The sequence below is a fragment of the Nitratidesulfovibrio sp. 1201_IL3209 genome (assembly GCF_036763125.1).
GTDB lineage: Bacteria > Desulfobacterota > Desulfovibrionia > Desulfovibrionales > Desulfovibrionaceae > Cupidesulfovibrio.
Window position 1 is genome coordinate 91,719 of record NZ_JBAIYT010000008.1, and the last position, 19,973, is coordinate 111,691.

Annotated in this window: 15 protein-coding genes; 5 read left to right on the forward strand and 10 right to left on the reverse strand. The window is 68.1% G+C overall.

Features of this window, described 5'->3' with window-relative positions:
- Window positions 1-192 precede the first annotated feature (192 nt).
- A complete protein-coding gene (locus V6B97_RS06210; protein WP_333505626.1) occupies window positions 193-1,200 on the forward strand; it encodes an NAD-dependent epimerase in 1,008 nt (335 codons plus the stop codon).
- Between the two features lie 645 nt (window positions 1,201-1,845).
- Window positions 1,846-2,634, forward strand: a complete 789-nt coding sequence (locus V6B97_RS06215; protein WP_333505627.1) for a ParA family protein — start codon at window positions 1,846-1,848, stop codon at window positions 2,632-2,634.
- 43 nt (window positions 2,635-2,677) lie between these two features.
- Here V6B97_RS06215 and V6B97_RS06220 read toward each other — a convergent pair whose 3' ends face one another.
- The gene (locus tag V6B97_RS06220; protein ID WP_333505628.1) at window positions 2,678-3,088 is read right to left on the reverse strand and encodes a hypothetical protein; all 411 of its coding nucleotides are present in this window, start codon (window positions 3,086-3,088) and stop codon (window positions 2,678-2,680) included.
- Between the two features lie 91 nt (window positions 3,089-3,179).
- Here V6B97_RS06220 and V6B97_RS06225 point away from each other — a divergent pair, with 91 nt between their 5' ends.
- The 3 genes from V6B97_RS06225 (at window position 3,180) to V6B97_RS06235 (ending at window position 5,905) form a co-directional block, all read left to right on the forward strand.
- On the forward strand, window positions 3,180-4,112 hold the full coding sequence (locus tag V6B97_RS06225) for a ParB/RepB/Spo0J family partition protein (RefSeq protein ID WP_333505629.1): 933 nt from the start codon (window positions 3,180-3,182) through the stop codon (window positions 4,110-4,112).
- A 229-nt stretch (window positions 4,113-4,341) separates the two neighbouring features.
- Complete coding sequence (locus tag V6B97_RS06230) at window positions 4,342-5,367, forward strand: bifunctional heptose 7-phosphate kinase/heptose 1-phosphate adenyltransferase (RefSeq protein WP_333505630.1); 1,026 nt, start codon at window positions 4,342-4,344, stop codon at window positions 5,365-5,367.
- 139 nt (window positions 5,368-5,506) lie between these two features.
- On the forward strand, window positions 5,507-5,905 hold the full coding sequence (locus V6B97_RS06235) for a DnaJ family domain-containing protein (protein ID WP_333505631.1): 399 nt from the start codon (window positions 5,507-5,509) through the stop codon (window positions 5,903-5,905).
- Between the two features lie 117 nt (window positions 5,906-6,022).
- On the opposite strand, the gene V6B97_RS06240 is transcribed toward V6B97_RS06235, so the two are convergent.
- The 9 genes from V6B97_RS06240 to ilvD form a co-directional block, all read right to left on the reverse strand.
- Window positions 6,023-7,609, reverse strand: a complete 1,587-nt coding sequence (locus tag V6B97_RS06240; RefSeq protein WP_333505632.1) for a transcription antitermination factor NusB — start codon at window positions 7,607-7,609, stop codon at window positions 6,023-6,025.
- Window positions 7,606-8,571 (reverse strand): DUF116 domain-containing protein, encoded by a 966-nt coding sequence (locus V6B97_RS06245; protein WP_333505633.1) that lies wholly within the window; start codon window positions 8,569-8,571, stop codon window positions 7,606-7,608. Before V6B97_RS06245 ends, V6B97_RS06240 begins: the two co-directional genes overlap by 4 nt.
- Before the next feature lie 96 nt (window positions 8,572-8,667).
- Entirely contained in the window at window positions 8,668-9,804 is a 1,137-nt protein-coding gene (gene fmt, locus V6B97_RS06250) for a methionyl-tRNA formyltransferase (protein ID WP_333505634.1), read from the reverse strand.
- A 19-nt stretch (window positions 9,805-9,823) separates the two neighbouring features.
- Entirely contained in the window at window positions 9,824-10,375 is a 552-nt protein-coding gene (def, locus tag V6B97_RS06255) for a peptide deformylase (protein ID WP_333505635.1), read from the reverse strand.
- A gap of 162 nt (window positions 10,376-10,537) precedes the next feature.
- Window positions 10,538-12,370, reverse strand: coding sequence for an aspartate--tRNA ligase (gene aspS / locus V6B97_RS06260; RefSeq protein WP_333505636.1), 1,833 nt, complete (start codon window positions 12,368-12,370; stop codon window positions 10,538-10,540).
- Between the two features lie 125 nt (window positions 12,371-12,495).
- Window positions 12,496-13,791 carry a histidine--tRNA ligase gene (hisS, locus tag V6B97_RS06265; RefSeq protein WP_333505637.1) on the reverse strand — a complete coding sequence of 432 codons (1,296 nt, stop codon included), beginning with the start codon at window positions 13,789-13,791 and terminating at the stop codon, window positions 12,496-12,498.
- 228 nt (window positions 13,792-14,019) lie between these two features.
- Complete coding sequence (locus V6B97_RS06270) at window positions 14,020-14,826, reverse strand: class I SAM-dependent methyltransferase (RefSeq protein ID WP_333505638.1); 807 nt, start codon at window positions 14,824-14,826, stop codon at window positions 14,020-14,022.
- Window positions 14,827-15,181: 355 nt separating this feature from the next.
- A complete protein-coding gene (metE, locus tag V6B97_RS06275; RefSeq protein ID WP_333505639.1) occupies window positions 15,182-17,509 on the reverse strand; it encodes a 5-methyltetrahydropteroyltriglutamate--homocysteine S-methyltransferase in 2,328 nt (775 codons plus the stop codon).
- Window positions 17,510-18,057: 548 nt separating this feature from the next.
- On the reverse strand, window positions 18,058-19,725 hold the full coding sequence (gene ilvD / locus V6B97_RS06280) for a dihydroxy-acid dehydratase (protein WP_333505640.1): 1,668 nt from the start codon (window positions 19,723-19,725) through the stop codon (window positions 18,058-18,060).
- Window positions 19,726-19,973 lie beyond the last annotated feature (248 nt).

Sequence of the window (19,973 nt, forward strand, 5' to 3'; positions counted from 1 at the left end):
CGCGTTTCCGTCACGTCGGGATCCTTGCCCTGCGTTGGCGCCGGGCCAGCCGCGACTTTCCCTTGCGACCGTCTTCCGCTACTGTCCCCACGTCATGCCGCCGGAGACCTTGCGGTTGCAGCCCCGCCACCCCGTATTTGGGCACCGCATCGCGCGTGCCTTTGCAAGCAACAGCCACCACAGGACGTCATCATGCATATTCTCGTCACCGGCGCGGCCGGGTTCATCGGCTACCACCTTTCGCGCCGCTTTCTGGAGGCCGGGCACACCGTCGTGGGCCTGGACTGCCTGAACGACTACTACGACGTGCAACTGAAGAAGGACCGCCTGAAACAGCTGGAACCGTACCCCGGCTTCGCCTTCGCCCATCTGGACATGGCCGATGACGCGGCAATGGACGCGCTGTTCGCCGAACAGAAGTTCACCCACGTGGTCAACCTGGCCGCCCAGGCCGGGGTGCGCTATTCGCTCAAGAATCCCCGCTCGTACGTGCAGTCCAACCTGGTGGGCTTCGGCAACATTCTGGAAGGCTGCCGCCACAACGGGGTGCAGCACCTGGTCTATGCCTCGTCCAGTTCCGTCTACGGGCTGAACACGGCCATGCCGTTCAGCGTGCACCACAACGTGGACCATCCCATCAGCCTGTACGCCGCATCCAAGAAGGCCAACGAACTGATGGCCCACACCTACAGCCATCTGTACCGGCTGCCCACCACGGGCCTGCGCTTCTTCACCGTGTACGGGCCGTGGGGCAGGCCGGACATGGCCCTGTACCTGTTTACCAAGGCCATTCTGGAAGGCCGGCCCATCAACGTGTTCAACGAAGGGCGCATGCGGCGTGACTTCACCTACATCGACGACATCGTGGAAGGGGTGGTGCGCGTCACCGAACGCACCCCGCAGCCCAATCCGGAGTGGCGGGGCGACGCGCCGGACCCGTCCACCAGCCCGGCCCCTTATCGCATCTATAACATCGGCAACAACAATGCCGTGGAGCTTGGCCGGTTCATCGAAATTCTGGAAGACACCCTTGGCCGCAAGGCGGTGCGCAACCTGATGCCCATGCAGCCCGGCGACGTGGAGGCCACCTACGCCGACGTGGACGACCTGATCCGCGACACCGGGTTCAAGCCGCACACGCCCCTGGAACAGGGCATCAGCGAATTCGTGCGCTGGTTCCGCGACTACTACAAGATGTAGCCGACGCTGGCCGCAGGCCCCGCCCCGCATCGGCCAGAATGGGCAGGCTGGCCGGGTTTTTCCTTTCCTCAGGCCGCATTGCCATGAATGATCAACGGGCGCTTTCCGCAAGGAGAGCACCCGTTGTTTCATGTGAAACGTCATATCTGGTTGAAATGGAAGCGGGTTGCTTCTGGTTGATGGCCGCGGCGGCATTCCTTCCGCAATGCCGTCCTTTCCGCATCTGGTCCGCCCGCTCCGGGCAGGGGCTTGATTCGTGGCAGGCCGGGGGGGGGGGGCGGCGTCCGGTTCTTGCCCCTTGTCATCCGGCGGCTCGCCGGATCGTGCGCCCTGCGGGCCTGGTTTGCGTCGTCTTTCATTGCCGCCGGAAACCCGCGCGCTCAGGATATGGGCGGCCGTGCTTCACGCATGCTTTCATCACGGTGTAATTCCACAACATGGCTGTTTTTTTGCCGCCGTGCGGACACGTTGTTCAATCAGCGCATCAATGTTTTGCGTGTTGACAGGGTGTCGTGCCTCACATAGCTATAGCCCTGTGCTTGGCGAGCCCGGCGGACCTTCTTGCCGCCGTTTTCTCCCCTCCGGCGCGCACACGTTTCATGTGAAACATGAATTTTGCCTCTTACCCCAACAGGATAGGCAGCCGTGGCACGAATCATCGCAGTCGCCAACCAGAAGGGCGGCGTGGGCAAGACCACCTCTTCGCTCAACCTCGCCGCATCCCTCGCCATCATGGAAAAAAAGGTCCTGCTGGTCGACTGCGACCCGCAGGCCAACTCCACCAGCGGGCTCGGCATCGACCAGGAGGAAGTGCGCCACAACCTTTATTCGGTGTTCTTCCAGCCCGAAGAGGTGGTGGAGGCCATCTACCCCACCCAGACGCCGTACCTGTCCATCCTGCCGTCCACCACCGACCTGGTGGCCCTGGAACTGGAACTGGTGGACAAGATGGCCCGGGAATACTTTCTGGCCGACCTCCTGAAGCCGCTGGACGCCAGGTTCGACTACATCATCCTGGACTGCCCGCCGTCGCTGGGGCTGATCACCCTCAACGCCCTGTGCGCCGCGCGCGAGCTGCTCATCCCCCTTCAGTGCGAGTTCTTTGCGCTGGAAGGCATCGTGAAGCTGCTGCAAACCTTCGAGCAGGTGAAGAAGCGCCTGAACCCCGGCCTGGCGTTGCTGGGGGTGGTGCTGACCATGTACGACGTGCGCAACAAGCTGTCGCGGCAGGTGAAGAACGAGGTGCGCAAGTGCTTCCCCGACCACCTGTTCGAAACGGTGATTCCGCGCAACGTGCGTCTGTCCGAGGCGCCAAGCCACGGCAAGTCCATCATCCACTACGACATCAAGTCCAAGGGTGCGGAATCGTACCTGGCGCTGGCCAAGGAAGTGGTGCTGCGCAGGCCGCAGCGGCGCGAAGGGCAGGGCGGATAGATTCGGAAGGCGGTTCGCCGCGCTGGTGCGCGGCGAACCGTGTTCATTTGGGGCTGGCGGGCGTGAATTCGAAGCAGATGTGGTCCTTGAAGTGTTTCTTGCGCACCGAGGCGCCACACTTCACGCAGTCGAAGACCAGCATCCCGCTGAGGGTGGCATTGCGCAGCAGAAAGGGGTGAAAGGGATCGTGCTCCCAGTCGTCGGTGGCGGCACCGCAGCAGTCGCAGTGCACGTCGGCGCAGAAGGGGTACTTGAAATCCCAGTAGTCCTTGAACATCTGCCAGTCGTCCATGGGCTCCGGCCGGGCAGTGGGGTACATTTTTTCCAGGGCCTGTTCCAGCAGCGGCGCCACCTTGTGCTGCACGGCGGCCCACACCTGCGGGCTCAGCAGCACGCCGTAGAGCTGTCCGTGGCGGTCGTGCAGGTGCACCACGTGCGCTTCGCGTTCGTTCATCCGGTTGGCACTCCATGAGGGTGTTTGTTCGTCAGTCCACAGATTTAGGTAAAGATTCAGGTCTACGCGGCCCAAAGTCAAGGAGAACACGATGGCAGGACCTTCGCGCGGATTAGGCAGGGGACTCGACGCCCTGTTCAAGGGCTATCAGGAACAGCCCAAGCCCTCGGACATCCGCACGCTGCCCCTGCGCGCGCTGCGCCCCAATCCCAACCAGCCCCGCAAGATGTTCACCGAAGCGGCGCTGGAGGAACTTGCCGCCTCCATCCGCAGCCAGGGCGTGTTGCAGCCCCTGCTGGTGCGCCCCATTCCGGGCACGGACGGACAGGGGGACGAGGCCCGCCAGGCCTATGAAATCGTTGCGGGCGAGCGCCGCTGGCGCGCCAGCCAGATGGCCGGGCTGTGCGAAGTGCCCGTGCTCATCCGCGAACTTACCGACCAGGAAACGCTGGCCGTCGCGCTCATCGAAAACCTGCAACGCGAAGACCTGAACCCCATGGAAGAGGCCCTCGCCATGCAGGAACTGCGCGAGCAGTTCGGCCTGAGCCAGGAAGACCTGGCCCAGAAGCTGGGCAAGAGCCGCCCGGCCGTGGCCAACACCCTGCGCCTGCTGCACCTGCCCGAGGCCGCCCGCGAAGACCTGCGCGAGGCGCGGCTTTCCGCCGGGCATGCCCGGGCCCTGCTGACCGTCACCGACCCGGAGCCGCAGGACACCCTGCGTCGGCGCATCCTGTCGGACAGGCTTTCGGTGCGCGAGGCGGAAGCCGCCGCCGCCCACTGGCGCGACCGTGGCGCCCTGCCGGAGCCTTTGGCCGCCCCCCCCAAGCGCGAGGAGGCGCGTCCCGCCCGGCCGCCGCACCGTGTGGCGCCGTCCATGCGTTCCTTGCAGGGCCGCCTGCACGAGGCGTTGAGCCTGCGCGTGTCCGTGAGCGGCACGGAGGAAAAGGGCAAGATCACCCTGAATTTCGAGTCGGCCGAACAGCTGGCGCAGTTGCTGTCGCGGCTTGGCATTCAGTCGCGCTAGGGGCTGCCTCTAACTTGTCTTTTCGCCCGCTGGCATCGTCAAACTTCGCCTGCCATATCGGTCGAATACGAGAAGAGCGCGCTGCGGTCCTCATCCGTAAGGCTCGCAAGCTCGCCTGACGGCTGAGGCATACTCCCTCATGGCAGGCTCGTTTTCCTTGCCAACGAACGAAAATCCTAAGTTAGAAACAGCCCCTAACAAATAGTAGTACGAATCGCAGGAAGGTTTGATGGTCAGCTACAGCATCGATGGCGTCGCACTGGGCATGCAGGTGAACCGCCTGGCGGGAGCCCGCGTGTGCGTGGTGGGCGACGTGATGATCGACGAATATCTGGTGGGTGACGCCCAGCGCATTTCGCCCGAAGCGCCCGTGCCCGTCATCTGCGTGACCGAGGACCGCCACTTGGTGGGCGGCGCGGGCAACGTGGCCAAGAACATCCGCACCCTGGGCGGCGTGCCGCGCCTGGTCAGCGTGTGCGGCAACGGCCCGCGCTCCGCGCTGCTGCGCCGCGTGCTGGAAGAGGAGGGGGTGGCCGCCGACTTCGTGGAAATTCCCGGCCGTCCCACCACCCTGAAGACCCGCGTCATCGCCCGGCAGCAGCAGATGCTGCGCATCGACCGCGAGGAGACCAGCCCCGTCGGCGGCGAGTATCTTGCCGCCCTGTTGCGGCTGGTGGACGCGGCCAGCGCGGATTGCGACGTGGTCATCGTGTCCGACTACGGCAAGGGCGTGGTGACCGGCGAGTTCATGGACGGGCTGGAAGCGCTGTGGCAACGGCGCGGCACGCGCCCGGCAGTGCTGGTGGACCCAAAGACGCCCAACTTCCACCTGTACCGCAACGTGTTCATGCCCACCCCCAACGCCAAGGAAACCAGCGAAGGGGCGCACCTGCCCACCAACACCCGCGAGGAAATCCTGGCGGCGGGGCGAGCCATCTTCGAAAAACTGCACTGCCAGCACCTGCTGACCACCCTTGGCCCCAAGGGCATGGCCCTGTTCGAAGCGGCTGACAAGGTCTGGCACATCCCCACCACGGCGCGCAGCGTGTTCGACGTGACCGGCGCCGGGGATACGGTCATCGCCACTGTGGCCCTGGCCCTGGCGGCCGGGGTGAACTTGCTGGAAAGCTGCGTGCTGGCCAACTACGCGGCGGGCATCGTGGTGGGGCAGGTGGGGGCGGCATCCGTACTGCCTGACGAACTGCGCGAGGCCATAGCCACCCTGCCGGTGCCGCACGTGGACCGCTGGGCCTGACCGGTTTTTCTGCGCGTTGACCAGGGCTCTCGCACGGGAGCCCTGATCGTTTTCAGGGACGGAATGCGATTTCACGTGAAACACGAAGTGTAAACGCTGGCCGAAACGTAATACGACTTGTCCTCTTGCGGGAGGTCCCATGGACGCCATAACGCTCATTGCCGAGCGGCGCATCGCCGAAGCGCAGGAAGAGGGCGCGTTCGACAACTTGCCGGGTGCAGGCCGCCCGCTGGAACTGGACGACGACTCCATGGTGCCCGAAGACCTGCGCATGGCCTATAAGGTGCTGCGCAACGCGGGGTACCTGCCGCCGCAACTGGACACGGCCCGCGAGATCCAGACGGTGATGGACCTGCTGGAAAACTGCGCGGACGAGCGCGAGAAGTACCGCCAGATGCAGAAGCTGAACCTGCTGTTGCGCAAGGTGGGCGCCAGTCGGAACCGGCCGCTGAATTTCGAGGAATACGAGGCGTATTACCAGAGCATGGTCGAGCGCATGCGTGTGGCGGGCCGAGGGGAAAACGGCGGAGAAGGCTAGCGGCGGCGGGGCGCGCCGCATGGCGCGCGTCCGTGGCGCTGGCGACAGAGACGCAGCAAAAGGGCCGTCCGGCTTGCCGGTCGGCCCTTTGTCATGTGCGCGCGGTGGAAACGTGCATCAGGTCTTACGCAGCAACACGCCGAAAAAGAATTCACGGGACGGGGAATCGACCGGGGTGACGTGCTGCGCCTCCACGGTGATCCGGGCGGCTCCGGCGGCCCTGGCACTCCCGGCCGGGAGGGACACGGAGGTGGGGTCGGTCGCAGCCAGCAGCCGGTCGATCTGCGCCTCGTTCTCCGCAGGGTTCAGGGTGCAGGTGATGTAGGCGATGCGCCCGCCGAGTGGCAGCATGGCCACGGCGGCGTCGAGAATGCGCGCCTGCAACGCCGCCAGCGTGTCGAGATCGGCCGGGGTGCGGCGCAGCTTGATGTCCGGCCGCCGCGACAGGGTGCCCAGGCCGGAGCAAGGCGCATCGATGAGGATGGTGCGGAACGCGCCCGACGTGCCCAGTATGTCAGTCGCACCCGTCGTGCCCGTCGTGCCCGTCGTGCCGGTCGTGCCCGTCGCGCAGGGCGGCTGCGTGGCCGAGGCGCGCACCAGGGCGGGGAGCGCCAGCCCCAGCCGCGCCGCATCCGCGCGCAGCCCGCGCAGGCGGGCCGCATTGGGGTCGCTGCACAGGCGCACGTCCACCCCGCGTTCCAGCAGGGCCAGCGCCTTGCCGCCCCGCCCGCAGCAGGCGTCCCACACCGGGCCTTTCCAGGTGTCCGGGCGCAACGCGTCCAGCACCGTCTGCGATGCCGCGCCCTGGCGCGACAGCAAGCCCTCGCGTTCCAGCGCGGCCACTTCGGCCGGAAAGCCGCCTGCGGGAAAGACGACTCCCGCATGGCCGCAGCGCGCGCCGCCATGCTCCGCAACCAACCGGTCGCGCAACGCCTCCCACTCCGGCCGCGCGGCGTTGACGCGCACCGCCGGGGCCGGAGCCTGCGCGCTGGCGGCCAACAGGGCGGCGGCGCGGTCCATGCCGTACGCATCGCACCACAGGTCCACCAGCCAGCGCGGCGCGGCATGGAACACCCCGAGGAAATCGCGTTGGTCCGGCAGGTCGGCGCGGTACAGGTCCGCGTTGCGGGCGTCGCCGCCCGACCGGGCCACGTTGCGCAGCACGGCGTTGGCCAGCTTGCCGAGGCCGGGACCGAAGCGCAGGCGGATGTGGGTGACGGCCCAGTCCACCGCCGCGTAGTCGGGGATGCGGTCCAGATGCAGGATTTCGTGCGCGGCCACGCCAAGGGTCAGCAACGCTTCCGGCGGGAGCTTTTCCGGTGCCTTCAGGAAGCGCCGCAGGAGCCACGAAATGCGGATTTCCGTCCGCAGGTACCCGTAGACGAGTTCCGTGGCCAGGGCGGCGTCCTGGCGCGAAATTCGGCCATGCCGCAATGCGGTGCCACTAGGCGCAGCGGGGGGGCGCTTTGGAGCGCGAGCGGCGCTTGCGGATGAAGCTGCACCGCTCTTTGTCGCGGGGGTGCGCGCATCCGCAGGACCGGCGGCATCCGCAAGCACTCCGTCCAGGGCGGCCTGCACCTCCTGCCCCTTGCGCAGCACCTTGTCCAATGCGGCAAGGGCGGCCGCGCGAGCGGGGGGCAGGTGGGCGTCCTTTCGGGCGGGCCGGGCGGGCTGACCGGGCTGACCGGGGCGGCGGGCGCTCATTGCGGTTCCGAAGGGGTGGCGGGCGATGCGGCGGGATGGGAGGCCGCTGCATCGGCATCCTTGCCGTCATGCGGCCCGAAGACCGCCCCCGCCAGCGCACCGGGCGTAGCGGCGGGCCCGTCCGACATATCAGGGGGCATATCAGGGGGCATCTCGGGCGGCAGCACGTTCAGGAAGTGCCGCAGGGCCTTTTCCACGTTGGTCAGGCTGACCAGGGTGTCCAGGCAGGGGCCGTTGGGCCGCTCGTTGAGCACGCCGTACACCGGAATGGGGTGGGTGTCCTGGATGCCGCTGGCAAGGTCGCGCTCGCAGGCCACGGCGATGATCAGCCGGGGCCGCTCCTTGACCACGATGCGCCGGGCGATGGTGCCGCCCGTGGCGATGGCCAGCTTCACGCCGTAGCGGTCGCGCAGGGCCAGCAGCCGTTCGATGGGGCACTGCCCGCAGCGCTTGCAGTGGTCCACGCCATAGGTCAGGCGCACCGCGCAACGGCTGGATTGCAGGCAGTGCGGCAGCAGGATCAGCACGTCGGACGGGGCGAAGCCGCCCGTTTCGCCGCGCACCAACTCGTTGTTGACCTTGATGAACGAGTGGCGCACCTCTTCGCGCGAGATGCCGAACAGCCGCCCCAGCAGTTCCATGAGCGGCAGGAACAGCTTCACCGCCACGCCGCGCACCCGCTGCGAGCCGAACCACGGCCGCCCGGTGTAGATGTGCAGCACGAGGCCCAGGGTGGCCCACACGATGAGCGCGATGCACGCCACCAGCAGCGCGCCGGTGACGTCCGGCACCAAAGGATGGATGTTGCCCAGCCCGATGTACGGGATGACCCACCCCACCAGCAGCACCAGGCACAGGGCGGCGGAGGTCAGGCTGACGAGCCCGATGAACAGCCGCTTGCGGGCGCCGTGGTAGTCCTCTCGCGGGAGGGAATCCGGATTCTTGCGGATGGGCATGGACATGGGCTCGGTGCTTGCGGAATGGCGGAAAGGGTTGGAGAAGGTGTGAGTAGCCGAGCCGATCAAATGGCCTGTGGTCCGGTCTGCCTCCAGCCCGTGCTACCCGCACACGGCCAGGCCGCCGTCGCATTCGCAGGCGTTCAGGTACCCGCACAGAAAGGCGCGGGCGTCCATGGGCTTGCGGTCCGCCGGGCGGATGGAGTCCACCAGGTACAGCCGGTCGACGCAGGCGATGGCCAGTTGTTCGTCCACCAGCCCGACTATGGTACCGGGGGTGCCGGGGACGCCGGGGGTGCCGGGCGCTGCGGCCGCGTGGTCCACGCAATCCGGGGCGGCCCCGTCACCGGACAGCGCCGGGCCGATGCGGCCGGGACCGAGGGAGACGCGCAGATCCTTCTGGCCTTCTCGCCGGATGGTGCAGTACGCGCCGGGCCACGGGGTCACCCCGCGAATGTGCGCGTGCACCTGTGCGGCCGGGCGGTTCCAGTCGATGAGCCCATCGGCCTTGGTCAGCTTGGCCGCGTAGGTGGCCCGCTCGTGGTCCTGCGCAATGGCCACGGCGGTGCCGTCGGCCAGCTTGGACAGGGCCACGGTCAGCAGCCTGCCGCCAAGCTCGGCCAACTGGTCGTGCAGGTCACCGGCGGTGTCGTCGATGCCGATGCCCATGGCCTTCTGCAGCAACATGGGGCCGGTGTCCAGGCTGGCCTCCATGCGCATGATGGTCACCCCGGTCACGGCGTCCCCGGCCATGATGGCCCGCTGGATGGGCGCGGCGCCGCGCAGGCGCGGCAGCAGCGAGGCGTGCACGTTGACGGGGCCAAGGCGGGGAATGTCCAGCACCGACTGCGGCAATATCAGCCCGTAGGCGGCCACCACCAGCACGTCGGGCCGTAGCGACCGCAATTCCGCAACGGCTTCGTCGGTCTTGAAATTCAGGGGTTGATACACCGGCACGCCGTGTTCCAGCGCCAGCAGCTTCACCTCCGGCGGGCGGCACTGCTGGCCGCGCCCGCAGGGGCGGTCCGGCTGGGTGTACGCGGCCACCACCTCGCAGCCGTCCCATTCCAGCAGGTGGCGCAGGGTCACGGCGGCGAAGCCCGGCGTGCCCATGAACACCACGCGCAGGGGCGGGCGCGGGGCGGCGGGCTGTGGAGCCTCGGCCTGTTCCGCGGCTGCGGCATCCGGTGCGTTCACGGGGTTCAGGGCCGTGTCCGTCAGCGGTGCGCCGTCATGCATGACGCCTTCCCCGCTCATCTCAGCGCCCCCCGGCCTGCGACCTGGCCGCCGTGGGCATGGGCCGGGGCGCGTTCTTCTGCATCTTCTTCACCCGCGAATCGTACAGGGTGCGCTTCAGCCTGCTGATGTGGTCGATGAACAGGGTGCCCTTCAGGTGGTCCACCTCGTGTTGCAGGCACACGGCCAGCAGGCCGTCGGCGTCCATGCACACCTCGTTGCCGTCCAGGTCGCGCGCGGTCAGGCGCACCGTGTCGCTGCGGGCGACAGTGGCGCGGTAGCCGCCGGGCACGGACAGGCAGCCTTCCTCCGATTCGATCTTTTCGCCGGTCAGTTCCAGCCGGGGGTTCACGAAGGTCATCAACGCCTCGCGCTTCTCCGGGCCGGACACGTCCACCACGATGAGGCGGCAGTGCTCGCCCACCTGGGGCGCGGCAAGGCCGATGCCGTCCTGCCGGTACATGGTCTCGGCCATGTCCGCGGCAAGCTGGCGGATTTCATCGGTGATCTCGGCGATGTCCTCGCATTCGACGGCAAGGCGCGGATCGGGATATTGCAGCACTTCTCGGATCATGGGCGGTCCTGTGATGTGGGCGGTGGTCTGGGCGTTTGGTGCGGTCACCCTACGGTAAGCACGCCGTGCGGGCAAGGAAAGGGCTGGAAACCGGGGGCGAAGCGACGGGGGAGGAAGGCGCGCGGCCTTCCTCCCCCGTGCGGAGCAGACGATGTGCGGGGCCTAACCCTGAGCCGCATCCTTGCCCGTTTCGCGCAGGCGCAGGCCCAGGTCGCGCAACTGGCGGGCGGACACGGTGTCCGGAGCCTGGGTGAGCAGGCAGGTGGCCTTTTGGGTCTTGGGGAAGGCGATGACGTCGCGGATGGACGAAGAGCCGGTCAGCAGCATGGCCAGACGGTCCATGCCGAAGGCGATGCCGCCGTGCGGCGGCGCGCCCATTTCCAGCGCCTGGGTCAGGAAGCCGAACTGCGCTTCCGCCTCTTCCGGCGAGAAGCCCAGGGCCGCGAACATGCGGCGCTGCTTTTCGGCCGTGTGGTTGCGGATGGACCCGCCGCCCAGCTCGTAGCCGTTCAGCACCATGTCGTAGGCGCGGGCGCGGGCCGCCGCCGGGTTCTCGACCATGACGTCCATGTGGCCGTCCTGGGGCGAGGTGAACGGGTGGTGGCAGGCCACGTAGCGCTTTTCTTCCTCGTCGTATTCGAACAGCGGGAAGTCGGTCACCCACAGGAAGTTGAAGGCGTTCTCGTCGATGAGGCCGAGGTGCTCGCCAAGGCGCACGCGCAGGTTGCCCAACGCCGCGTTGACCATGCCCGGCGCGCCCGCCTGGAAGAACACGATGTCGCCCGTTTCAAGGCCCAGCGCATCCTTCAGCCCGGCGCGTTCCCCGTCGGACAGGAACTTGGCGATGGGCGACTGCCATTCGTCGGGGCGGATCTTGATCCAGGCCAGGCCCTGCGCGCCGTAGATCTTCACGAACTCGGTGAATTCGTCGATCTCCTTGCGGGTCATGGTCTCGCCGCCGGGCACGCGCATGGCCTTGACCAGTTCCGCCGTGGCGAACAGCTTGAAGTTGGAGCCGCGCACGATGTGCGTGACGTCCAGCAGTTCCAGGCCGAAGCGGGTGTCCGGCTTGTCCACGCCGTAGCGGGCCATGGCGTCGTCATAGCTCATGCGCGGGAAGGGGGTGGCGACCTCGCGCCCCAAGGCATCGCGGAACACGCGGGCCATGAGGCCCTCGGCCATGGCCATCACCTGTTCTTCGTCCACGAAGCTCATCTCGATGTCGATCTGGGTGAACTCCAACTGGCGGTCGGCGCGCATGTCCTCGTCGCGGAAGCAGCGCACGATCTGGTAGTAGCGCTCCATGCCCGACATCATCAGCAGTTGTTTGAACAACTGCGGCGACTGCGGCAGGGCGTAGAACTGGCCCTGGTTCAGGCGGCTGGGCACCAGGAAGTCGCGCGCGCCCTCCGGCGTGGACTTGGTGAGGTAGGGCGTCTCGATCTCGAGGAAGCCCAGCTCGTCCAGGTAGCGGCGGGTGGCCTGCGCGGCCTTGTGGCGCACGATGAAGTTGTTGGCCATGCGCGGGCGGCGCAGGTCCAGGTAGCGGTACTGCAGGCGCAGGTTTTCGCTGGCCTCGGTGCGGTCCTCGATGACGAAGGCGGGCGTCCTGGAGGTGTTCAGCAGCTTCCATTCGGAAACGTACACCTCGATCTCGCCGGTCTTCATGCCGGGGTTGGTCATGCCCTCGGGCCGGGGACGCACCGTGCCGCGAATGGCCAGCACGTATTCCGAGCGGATGATGTGCGCGCGCTCGTGCGCCGCGGGATTGACGTCGGGGCTGAACACGATCTGGGTAAGGCCCTGGCGGTCGCGCAGGTCCACGAAAATGAGGCCGCCGTGGTCGCGGCGGTACTGCACCCAGCCCATCAGGCAGACCTCGGCCCCGGTGTCGGCGGCGGTCAGGGTGGCGCAGTCGTGGCTGCGCACCCAGTCGCCCAGGGGTTCGATGTACTGCTGGTGTTCCTGTTGGACGTCAAGTTTCTGGTCGCTCATGAACGGTTCCTTTGGATGTTTCCCGAGGATGGCAAGTCGGAAAGGGGCGGAAAGGGCGGGAAGAGTTCCGGAGAGAGAGCCCTTCGCGCAAGATATCCGAAAAAGGGGGCGCCGCCAGCCGGTGGCTACACGTGGGCCACGGCTTCGCCCTGCGGCACGCTGCGCTGCTCGCCGCTGTCCATGTCCTTGACGACCACGGTGCCCGCGGCCAGTTCGTCGCCGCCCAGCAGCAGGGCCACGCGCGCGCCGGTGCGTCCGGCCTGGCGCATCTGGCCCTTGATGCCGCGCGCGGCAAAGGACACCTCGCCCGCCTTGCCCGCCGCGCGCAGTTCCTGCGCCAGCAGCATGGCCGCGTCCGCAGCCGCCGGGTCCAGCACGGCGATGTAGAAGTCGGGCCGCTTCTTCTCCAGCGCGGGCATCATCAGCGCAAGGCGCTCCATGCCGCAGGCAAAGCCCACGCCGGGCACGTCCGGCCCGCCCAACTGGGCCACCAGGCCGTCATACCGCCCGCCGCCCGCGACCGACGACTGCGCGCCGATGGAGCCGGACACCACCTCGAAGGTGGTGCGGTTGTAGTAGTCCAGCCCGCGCACCAGGCGCGGGGTGAGCACGTAGGGAAGCCGCGCGGCGTCGAACACGCGCAGCACCGTGTCGAAGTGGCTGCGGCATTCCGGGCAGTTGTGGTCGATGATGCGCGGCGCGTCGGCGGTCAGCTCGCGGCAGGTGGGCACCTTGCAGTCCAGCACCCGCAGCGGGTTGGTGTCGATGCGGCGGCGGCAGTCCTCGCACAGGGCGTCGCGGTCGATGGAATCCAGAAAGTCGCGCAGCGCGGCCCGGTACACCGGGCGGCATTCACGGCAGCCCAGCGAGTTCACCTGCAACGAAAGATCGGTCAGCCCCAGCTCGCGCAGAAAGGTCATGAGCATCAGCACCAGTTCGGCGTCGGCCTGCGGCTCCTGCGGGCCAAGGCATTCGCAGTTGATCTGGTGGAACTGGCGCATGCGGCCCTTTTGCGGGCGCTCGTAGCGGAACATGGGGCCGGTGGTGAACAGCTTGGACACCGGTTCCTGCGCGTGGCGGCCCGCTTCGATGAAGGCGCGCATGACGCCCGCCGTGGCCTCGGGGCGCAGGGTCAGCGAACGGCCCTTGCGGTCCGGGAAGGTGTACATTTCCTTCTGCACCACGTCGGTCTCGGTGCCGATGGAGCGGCAGAACAGCTCGGTGCGCTCCAGCAGCGGGGTGCGCAGTTCGGTGTAGCCGTAGCGGCCGAACACCTCGCGCGCGGTGTTCTCCATGAAGGTGAACACGTCGCTGTCGGGGCTGAACATGTCGGCGAACCCCTTGATGGTGCTCACCTTGTCGCCCGTGGCCTTTTGTGCGGCCCTGTCGGGGGTGGTCTTGTCGGAATTGTTGGTGCTCATGGCTCGCTTCCGGATGCAGGCTCGCGCGGCAGGGGGCGTGCGAACTCCACGCCGCGCCCCGCCGGTGCGGAAACAGCCATGGATAGTCCAATGGGCGGGTATTGTCAAAATCGTCGAATATCACGCGTGGAGGGGGAGACGGTACGGCCGCGGGGGGTGTGTCCGGATGGCGATCGCAACGCGCGATGCCCCTTGGAACCCCGCACGTGGACGACAGGCATGGCCCGGCTACCCGGCGTGCTTTCCGCGGCAGGAATACCCGTCCGTGGCGGTCTGGCGGCCGGGGGTGATGCGCGAGACAGCGGCCTTGCCCGTGCGCAGCATCAGCGGGGTGACCGGCATGCGGCGGCCGAAGTCCATGCGCATGGCCACGTAGGCCCCGAACGGCGACAGGCTGATCCAGCCGTTCAACGCTTCGAACAGCCGCGATTCGCGCCAGGTGCAGGCCGGGCCGTGCAGCACCGAGCGCATGGTGATGGAGCAGGCCACCCCGGTGCCGCGCACCAGCCCGTACATGGACGGTACGCTGAACCAGCGCGCCTGCCGCAGCAGGGAGCCGCGCAGGCCCGGCACTGGCAGGCCGTGGGTGGGGTAGTAGGGCGAGAGCCGGTTCAGGAAGCCCACCAGCACCCCGCGCGAGGCCACCCGGAACGCTTCGGCCAGGGCCGCCGCCGGGTCGGGCATGAATTCCAGGCTGGTCAGCAGGGCCACGTAGTCGAAGGCGTCGTCGTCGAAGGGCAGGTGGTCGGCCACGCCCAGGTGGAAGTCCGCCCGGCAGTTCATGCGCTCGCGCGCGGCCTCCAGCATGGCCTCGCTGCTATCCAGTCCGGTGACGTCGAACCCCGCCCCCCAGAACGACTCCAGGAACACCCCAGGGCCGCAGCCCACCTCCAGCAGGGTGTGCCCGCGCCGGGGCCAGCCCGACACCAGATGGTGCAGCAGCCGCTGCTCGTGCCGCACGGCAAACGCCCCCTTGGGCGTCTCCAGCCACTGGATGTAGCTCCGCACCGTGTCCGCGTCCCACCGTTCCGTCATGCTTCGCCCCGCGCCGTCGGCCGTCAGAGTTTGCACGCAGCATACGCCAAGAGCCCGTCCGGGAAAAGGGCGGAGTGTTCCGAGGGCGGCGGTGGGGAGGAAGAAGGAACCGGGGGCGGGGAAACCCACCCCTTCCCACAAAACGTTTCAATTGGGGAAAACGTGGGGTTTCAGAACGATTCCGTATCGTTTTGCGGAGGTGGACCCAATTGAAAAGTTGGGGGGGGGAGGGGTCCGGGGAGGGAGACCCTTTTACGCGCTGCGGTCGCCATCCGTAAGGTTCGCGCAAGCGCTCACCTAACGGCTGCCGCAAAGGGTCCCTTCCCCCGGTTGCTCTTGCTTGCCTTTCTCTTTGCTACACCCTGCCCCGCACCCGCTCGGCGGCGGCCACGAGGTGGGCGAGGCTGGCGCGGGTTTCGGGCCAGTCGCGGGTTTTCAGGCCGCAGTCGGGGTTGGCCCACAGGCGGTCCAGGGGCAGGACGGCGGCGGCTGCGCGGAGCAGGGCTTCCATTTCGTCGACGGAGGGCACGCGCGGGCTGTGGATGTCGTACACGCCGGGGCCGACCTCGTTGGGGTAGGCGCGGGTGGCGAAGACATCCAGCAGTTCCATGCGGCTGCGGCTGGCTTCCAGGCTGATCACGTCGGCGTCCAGGGCGGCCACGTGGTCGATGATGTCGTGGAAGTCGCAGTAGCACATGTGGGTATGGATCTGGGTGGCGTCCTGCACGCCGGACGACGCCAGGCGGAACGCGCCCACGGCGGCGTCCAGGTAGGCGGCGTGGGCGGCGCGGCGCAGGGGCAGCCCTTCGCGCAGGGCGGGCTCGTCGATCTGGATGACGCCGATGCCGGCGGCCTCCAGGTCGGCCACCTCGTCGCGGATGGCCAGGGCCAGCTGGCGGAACACGGTGGCGCGGGGCACGTCGTCGCGCACGAAGCTCCAGCAGGCGATGGTCACCGGGCCGGTAAGCATGCCCTTGACCGGCTTGGGGGTAAGCGACGCCGCGTGGGTGATCCAGCGCACGGTCATGGGGCCGGGGCGCGAGACGTCGCCGTAGAGCAGGGGCGGCTTGACGCAGCGGGTGCCGTAGCTCTGCACCCAGCCGTTGGCGGTGATGCAGAACCCGCGCAACTGCTCGCCGAAGTATTCCACCATGTCGTTGCGCTCCGGCTCGCCGTGCACCAGCACGTCCAGGCCCAGGGCTTCCTGTTCGCGGATGGCGGTGGCGATGGCCTCGCGCATGGCGGCGTCGTACTGGTCTTCGGTGATCTGGCCGGTGCGCAGCTTGCGGCGTTGCGCGCGGATGTCGGCGGTCTGGGGGAACGAGCCGATGGTGGTGGTGGGCAGCACGGGCAGGCGCAGCGCGGCGCGCTGGGCGGCGATGCGGCCGGGGTAGGGTGTGGCGCGCCAGCCCATTTCCGGGGTGACGTCGCCCACGCGCGCGGCCACGGCCGGGTTGTGGATGGCGGGGCTGGCGGCGCGGGCGGCCAGCGCGGCCCGGTTGCGGGCCAGGGCGGCGGCGGTTTCCGGCGCGTCGGCGCGGCCGTTCAGGTCGCACATGTCGGCCACCAGCCGCACCTCGGCGCATTTCTGCGTGGCAAAGGCCAGCCACTGCGCCACTTCCGGGTCCAGCCCGGTTTCCGCGTCAAGATCCACGGGGCTGTGCAGCAGCGAGCAGGAAGGGGCCACCCACACCCGGTCCGGGCCAAGGGCGGCCACGGCGGCGCGCACCGGCGCGGCGGCCTTGTCCGCGTCAACGCGCCACACGTTGCGGCCGTTGACCACCCCCAGGGAAAGCGCAATGCCGGATTGCGGCAGAGAGGAATCGGGGGCTTTCCGGGGGGCGCGGGTCAGGATGTCCAGCGCGGGGTCGAGGTCTTCCGGCCCGCGCACCAGGTCCAGGTGCAGCACGTCCACAGGGAGGGAGAGGGCCACGGGCAGGTTGTCGCCCACCGGCGCGAAGTAGGTGGCCAGCAGCAGGGTGGCCCCGGGCGCGGCCACGCGCAGCCGGGCGTAGGCGGGCACGAAGCGCGAGCGGATGTCCTCCGGCAGATCCAGCGACAGGATGGGCTCGTCCAACTGGATCAGCGGGCAGCGGGCGGCCACGTCGCGCAGCAGCACGCCGTAGGCGTCGAGCAGGGCGGGCAGCAGCGACCAGCGGGTGCCGCCGTCCACGCGCTTGGACAGCCACAGGAAGGTCATGGGGCCGGGCAGCACCGCCTTGGGGGTGAAGCCCGCCGCCAGCGCCTCGTCGATCTGCGCCAGCAGGGGGGCGGCGTCGGGCGCGAAGGTGGTGTCCGCGTCCAGTTCCGGGACCAGGTAGTGGTAGTTGGTGTCGAACCATTTGGTCATTTCCAGCGGGGCCACGGGGTTGTCGCCGCCCTGGCCGCGCGCCATGCGGAACATCAGGTCGATGTCGCGGGGCGCATCCCTGTCGCGGAAGCGCGGGGGCGCCACGCCCAGCAGCAGGGCGGCGTCCAGGATGTGGTCGTACAGGGCGAAGTCGCCCACGGGCACCACGTCGATGCCCGCCTCGCGCTGGATGGTCCAGTTGCGCAGGCGGATGGCGCGCGCGGCGTCTTCCAGTTGCTGCCGCGTGGCGGCGCCTTTCCAGTAGTCCTCGACGGCCTTCTTCAGTTCGCGGTTGCCGCCGATGCGCGGAAAACCAAGGGTGTGGGTACGCATTGCCACCTCCGGAATGCGTGAAGACAGGTGATTCCAGTTCGCGAGCGCCACCGCGATATGGTGGCGCATGCCGGGGTCCGGTTCGCGCGGCCTTGGGCTGTGTGCGGAGGGGACGTCTTCCGACTGACGGGCGGTGGGTGAGAGGCCCCGAGGCCGTATCGATATCCCCTTGTGAGGGACGTCGCACGGTGCGGAACCATGGCCCGCGCCCTTCCCGTTGCGCCGTGGTCCGGTTGCCCCTCCGCCCGTGCGGGTGAGGGGGAGCCGGGATGGCGGTGACGGTGGACGCGGGCGGCATGCCCGAACACGGCAGCGCGCCTGTACCGGATTCGCACCGGTTTCCGTTTCCCTTCCACGTCCGAGCATGCAGCGCACTGCCATGCCCGGGGATGATAACCAGCAATGAATCAGGAAATACGGATATAGTGATGGAGTGTCAAGGGTGGGGATGAAAATTCCGTGCGGGTGGCAGCTTCCCCTGCCACGACGCAAACGGCCCGCCGCACCGGGTGGTGCGACGGGCCGCGAAAGGGCAGGAGAGTGGCGTGTTACTTGCGGAACATGGCCCCCGTGGCCGCGCTGGTCACCTGGCGGGCGTAGCGGCGCAGCAGGGGCGAGGTGACCGGCTTCTCCAGGGGCACGAAGGTTTCACGCCGGGCGGCCAGTTCCGCCTCGTCCACCAGCAGGTCCAGCTTGCGGGCCGGAATGTCGATGCGAATGTGGTCGCCTTCCTTCACCAGCCCGATGTTGCCGCCGTCGGCCGCTTCGGGCGAGACGTGGCCGATGGCCGCGCCGCGCGTGCCGCCGCTGAAGCGGCCGTCGGTGATCAGGGCCACGTCCGCCCCCAGGCCCATGCCCGCGATGGCCGCCGTGGGCGAAAGCATCTCGCGCATGCCGGGGCCGCCGCGCGGGCCTTCGTAGCGGATGACGATGGCGTCGCCCTTGTTGATCCTGCCGCCCAGAATGGCGGCGTGGGCCTCGCCCTCGGAATCGAACACGCGGGCCACGGCCTCGCGCACCATCATTTCCGGCGCCACGGCCGACTGCTTGACCACCGCGCCCTGCGGGGCCAGCGAGCCCTTGAGGATGGCGATGCCGCCCTGTGCCGAATACGGAGCGTCAACGGAACGTATTACGTCATGGTTGAGCACGCGGGCGTTCAGGTCGGCCAGGTTTTCGGCCAGGGTCTTGCCGGTGACGGTCATGACCGAGGTGTCCACCAGCCCCTTCCTGCCCAGTTCCGCCATCACCGCCGGGATGCCGCCCGCCGCGTGCAGGTCCTGGATGTGGTGGTGTCCGGCGGGTGAGAGCTTGCACAGGTTGGGGGTCTTGCGGCTGACCTCGTCGAAGATGTCCAGGGTCAGGTCCAGCCCGGCCTCGCCGAACACGGCGGGCAGGTGCAGCACCGTGTTGGTGGAGCCGCCAAGGGCCATGTCCACGGCCACGGCGTTGGCCACCGCGCGCGGGGTGACGATGGAGCGCGGGGTGATGTTCCGCTCCAGCAGTTCCATCACCTTCATGCCCGCGTGCTTGGCAAGGCGCACCCGCGCCGCCGTCACCGCCGGGATGGTGCCGTTGCCCGGCAGCGCAAGGCCCATGGTCTCGGCCATGCAGTTCATGGTGTTGGCCGTGAACATGCCCGCGCACGAACCGCAGCCGGGGCAGGCCGTTTCGGTCATCTCGTCCAGTTCGGCCATGGTCATGTCGCCGCGCTGCACGCGGCCCACGGCCTCGAACACGCTGATCAGGTCGGTGCGGCCCGCCAGGGTGCCGCCCGCCAGCATGGGGCCGCCGCTGACCATGATGGACGGAATGTCCATCCGCAGCATTGCCATGAGCATGCCGGGCACCGACTTGTCACAGTTGGGGATGAACACCAGCGCGTCGAACGGGTGCGCCGTGGCCATGATCTCGATGGAATCGGCGATGATCTCGCGCGACGGCAGCGAAAAGTGCATGCCCTCGTGGTTCATGGCCAGGCCGTCACAGACCGCGATGGCCGGAAACTCCATGGGCGTGCCGCCCGCCGCGCGTACCCCGGCCTTCACCGCCTCGGCAATGGTGTGCAGGTGCACGTGGCCCGGCACCACCTCGTTGGCCGCGTTCACCACGCCCACCAGGGGGCGCTCGATCTCCTCGCGCGTCAGCCCCAGGGCATGCAGCAGCGAACGGTGCGGGGCCTTCTCCAATCCATGGGTCATCTTCTTGCTGCGCATTGTCTGCGTCCTCATTGTATGCGTCGTTGGCTCGTAGGGTTTGGTTCGCGGGGGAGCGGGGGCATCGGCTTGCGGCGGCAGGCAGCAGGGCCAGGGACCCGGCCACCCGTGGAAATTTCTACCCCTAGGTGTAGTGTTTCGATAGGTTGTTCACCCGGAATCTGGCCGGTAAGCTGGAGTTACCAAGCAACAGCAACCGCCAAGAAACCGGGTGAACATGCACAGCAATGCCAAATTGACGCCTCGCG

What these genes read in the sequence shown, in the direction of transcription:
- V6B97_RS06225 (WP_333505629.1), top strand. Translation starts at nt 3,180, where the DNA reads ATGGCAGGACCTTCGCGCGGATTAGGCAGGGGACTCGACGCCCTGTTC.
- V6B97_RS06235 (WP_333505631.1), top strand. Translation starts at nt 5,507, where the DNA reads ATGGACGCCATAACGCTCATTGCCGAGCGGCGCATCGCCGAAGCGCAG.
- V6B97_RS06230 (WP_333505630.1), top strand. Translation starts at nt 4,342, where the DNA reads ATGGTCAGCTACAGCATCGATGGCGTCGCACTGGGCATGCAGGTGAAC.
- V6B97_RS06270 (WP_333505638.1), bottom strand. Translation starts at nt 14,826, where the DNA reads ATGACGGAACGGTGGGACGCGGACACGGTGCGGAGCTACATCCAGTGG.
- aspS (WP_333505636.1), bottom strand. Translation starts at nt 12,370, where the DNA reads ATGAGCGACCAGAAACTTGACGTCCAACAGGAACACCAGCAGTACATC.
- metE (WP_333505639.1), bottom strand. Translation starts at nt 17,509, where the DNA reads ATGCGTACCCACACCCTTGGTTTTCCGCGCATCGGCGGCAACCGCGAA.
- V6B97_RS06220 (WP_333505628.1), bottom strand. Translation starts at nt 3,088, where the DNA reads ATGAACGAACGCGAAGCGCACGTGGTGCACCTGCACGACCGCCACGGA.
- V6B97_RS06245 (WP_333505633.1), bottom strand. Translation starts at nt 8,571, where the DNA reads ATGTCCATGCCCATCCGCAAGAATCCGGATTCCCTCCCGCGAGAGGAC.
- def (WP_333505635.1), bottom strand. Translation starts at nt 10,375, where the DNA reads ATGATCCGAGAAGTGCTGCAATATCCCGATCCGCGCCTTGCCGTCGAA.
- V6B97_RS06210 (WP_333505626.1), top strand. Translation starts at nt 193, where the DNA reads ATGCATATTCTCGTCACCGGCGCGGCCGGGTTCATCGGCTACCACCTT.
- V6B97_RS06240 (WP_333505632.1), bottom strand. Translation starts at nt 7,609, where the DNA reads ATGAGCGCCCGCCGCCCCGGTCAGCCCGGTCAGCCCGCCCGGCCCGCC.
- hisS (WP_333505637.1), bottom strand. Translation starts at nt 13,791, where the DNA reads ATGAGCACCAACAATTCCGACAAGACCACCCCCGACAGGGCCGCACAA.
- ilvD (WP_333505640.1), bottom strand. Translation starts at nt 19,725, where the DNA reads ATGCGCAGCAAGAAGATGACCCATGGATTGGAGAAGGCCCCGCACCGT.
- fmt (WP_333505634.1), bottom strand. Translation starts at nt 9,804, where the DNA reads ATGCATGACGGCGCACCGCTGACGGACACGGCCCTGAACCCCGTGAAC.